This window comes from Nitrosophilus sp. (assembly GCF_982775275.1).
This window is the reverse complement of the sequence record NZ_CEXZHP010000124.1, coordinates 1-3099: the sequence shown is the minus strand read 5'-3', so window position 1 is coordinate 3099 and position 3099 is coordinate 1. Positions and strand designations below refer to the sequence as shown.

Genomic DNA, 3099 nt, shown 5'->3' with positions numbered 1-3099 from the left:
CTTGAGGCAATAAAGAGGCTCTCTATCATCATAGCATTCCATGAGGTAATGATCTTTTTATCTATAAATGGATATGTTTTTTCCTTTCTTAACTCTTTTAAAGCACTAAATACTTTATCTTTTTTTTCAAACTCACAAAAATCTTTCAATCTTATAATATTTTTTCCTTCAAAGTTTCCCTCTTTTGTTATAGATAATTTATCAAAAATCTCTTTTATCTCTTTTTCGCTAAATCCATCTTTTTTAAGTTTATTATAAATCTCATCAAAACTATAAACAAAATATTTTCCCTCTTCTCCTTCAGAGTCAGCATCACTTGCTGAGTAATATAGATAATTTTCGCTCATAAAATCGATCATAAAATCCAATATCTCAAAAGCTATACTTTTATAAAAACTCTCTTTGGTGACAAAATAGGCAAGAAGATAGCTTTTTGCGATCAAAGCGTTATCGTAAGCCATCTTTTCAAAATGGGGAACTAACCATTTTTCATCAACGCTATATCTACAAAACCCACCGTCTATCAAGTCTCTAATTCCCCCTTTAGCCATATTTTTAAGGCTATTTGTAGCCATATTTAGAGCCTCTTTGTTGTTGGTTATTTGATATATTTTAAGTAGTGTGTTTATAATGGATGTTTGCGGAAATTTAGGTTTTGAGCTGAACCCTCCGTTAACAGGATCGTAGATGGTTTTTACGCTTTTTAAAAATTTATCTATTATATTTAGGTCAAGTTTAACGGCTTTTTTAGGCTCATTTGGCGATTTTATAAACTTATCTATCTCTTTAGCCTGATTTACTATTTCATTTGGATTTTTTTGCCAGATTTCGTATATTTTTTTTATTAGCTGCAAAAATCCCATCATATTATATTTTGGTTTAGGGGGAATATAAGTTGCCGCAAAAAAAGGCTTTTTATCAGGAGTCATAAAAATAGATAGAGGCCAACCTCCTGGTTTTTGATTTAAAAGCTGATAAACTTCTTGATAATATTTGTCAATATCTGGTCTTTCCTCTTTATCAACTTTTATAGATACAAAATGATTATTTAAAAAATCCGCGATCTCCTTATTTTCAAAAACCTCTTTTTCCATTACGTGGCACCAGTGACAGCTGCTATATCCAATGGATAAAAATATTATTTTATTCTCTTTTTTTGCTTTTAAAAAAGCCTCATCACTCCATGGATACCAATCAACCGGATTGTCTGCGTGCTGCAAAAGATATGGGGAGTTTTCTTTTATAAGTCTGTTTGGCATAAAAAATCCTTATTTTTTTTGTTATATTCAAACTATTTAAAAGGCTAAAGTAAATTTAGTTAAAATATCATAAATTTGGTGTTTTAGTTAAATTTTTGCAAAACTAAGCAAGGAAAAAGTATGAGAAAATCAATATTGTTAATATTTTTATTATCATTTAATCTACTTGCCTTTGGCTCTTTTAAGATGCAAGATAAAATATTGGAGCCTCAAGAAGCCTTTAAGCCTAAAATGGAAATAGAAAAAAATGGGCTTAGATTTAAAATAGATTTGGAAAAAGATATCTATCTATATAAAGACAAAATTAAGCTTTTTTTAGTGGCGCCAGAAAAAAGAGAGATAAGATTAGATCTGCCAAATCCTAAAGAGTTGCACAAAGATAAAGTTTATTTAAATAGTTTAGAGTTTTTTGTTCCATTTTCAGATCTTCCATCTGGAAAAATTGAGCTAGAACTTAGTTTTCAAGGTTGTGCGAAAGCTGGGATTTGCTATCCACCTATAAAAAAGAGGTTTTACGCAAATATTGAAAAAAAAGAGAAAAATTTTAAAAAAAGTGTAAGTGAGGAAGAAAGTATTGCCTCTGTTTTAAAAAATAGAGGTATTTTTATAATTGTTTTAACTTTTTTTGGTTTTGGGCTACTTCTTGCTTTAACTCCCTGTATATTTCCTATGATTCCTATTCTTTCATCCATAATTGTTGGGACTAAAAATATAACAACCAAGAAAGCCTTCTTTTTATCTTTGGTTTATGTTTTATCTATGGCTTTAACATATACGATTGCCGGGGTATTGGCTGGTCTTTTTGGCTCAAATATTCAAGCGGCTTTTCAAAATCCTTGGATCATATCGCTGTTTGCTTTAATTTTTGTTGCTCTTGCTTTTAGTATGTTTGGATTTTACGAGATATCTCTTCCAGCTTCAATTCAGACAAAGCTTGCTAAAAAAAGTGACGAAGCCGGCAGTAAAGGTGGAGTTTTGGGTGTTGCTATTATGGGATTTTTATCAGCGTTGATAGTTGGACCTTGCGTTGCGCCACCACTTGCTGGAGCACTCATATATATAGGGCAAACAGGTGATGCCTTATTGGGAGGTATAGCTCTTTTTTCATTAAGCTTGGGAATGGGAGCGCCTCTTATACTCATAGGAACGGGGGCTGGAAAATTTATGCCAAAACCTGGGGCTTGGATGGAGGCTGTTTCCAAAACTTTTGGCGTTATAATGTTGGCGGTAGCCATTTGGATGCTTGAGAGGATTTTGCCTTCTTTTATAACTCTTTTACTATGGGCGGCTCTACTAATAGGAAGTGCCGTATATTTAAGGGCATTTGAGGGGATAGAAAAAGGGGCGCACTGGTTTAACTATTTTAAAAAAACGTTAGGAATTCTTCTTTTTATCTATGGAATTTTTCTTTTTTTTGGTGCTTTTACCGGCGCAAACAATATTTTGGATCCTCTGAAGGTTTTAAAATATAAAACCTCAAATACATATATAAAAAAAGAAAAGATAGAGTTTAAAAAGATATATTCCCTAAAAGAGTTAAAAGAGATTTTAAATAATTCTAAAAAACCGGTATTAGTAGATTTTTACGCCGATTGGTGCGTAAGTTGTAAAGAGTTAGAACACAATACTTTTCAAGATAATAAAGTTAAAGAAAAATTTAAAAATTTCATTCTCGTTCAAGCAGACGTTACATCAAACTCTAAAGAAAATAAAGAGTTATTGAAACATTTCAATCTATTTGGGCCTCCCGCTATTTTATTTTTTAAAAACGCTAAAGAGTTAAAAGAATATAGAGTTATTGGATATAAAGAGCCAAAAGAGTTTTTGGATATTTTAGATA

2 protein-coding genes are annotated in these 3099 nt (G+C 31.4%); one reads left to right on the top strand and one right to left on the bottom strand.

Annotated elements, in window-relative coordinates; all coding sequences use genetic code 11:
* Positions 1–1259 (bottom strand): thioredoxin domain-containing protein (locus tag AC30RD_RS06545; RefSeq protein WP_489493581.1); only part of this gene is annotated, 1259 nt, incomplete at its 3' end.
* Between the two features lie 120 nt (positions 1260–1379).
* Between AC30RD_RS06545 and dsbD the strand changes: the two genes are divergently transcribed.
* Positions 1380–3099: protein-disulfide reductase DsbD (gene dsbD / locus AC30RD_RS06540; RefSeq protein ID WP_489493580.1), on the top strand; the 1720-nt coding region annotated here is incomplete at its 3' end.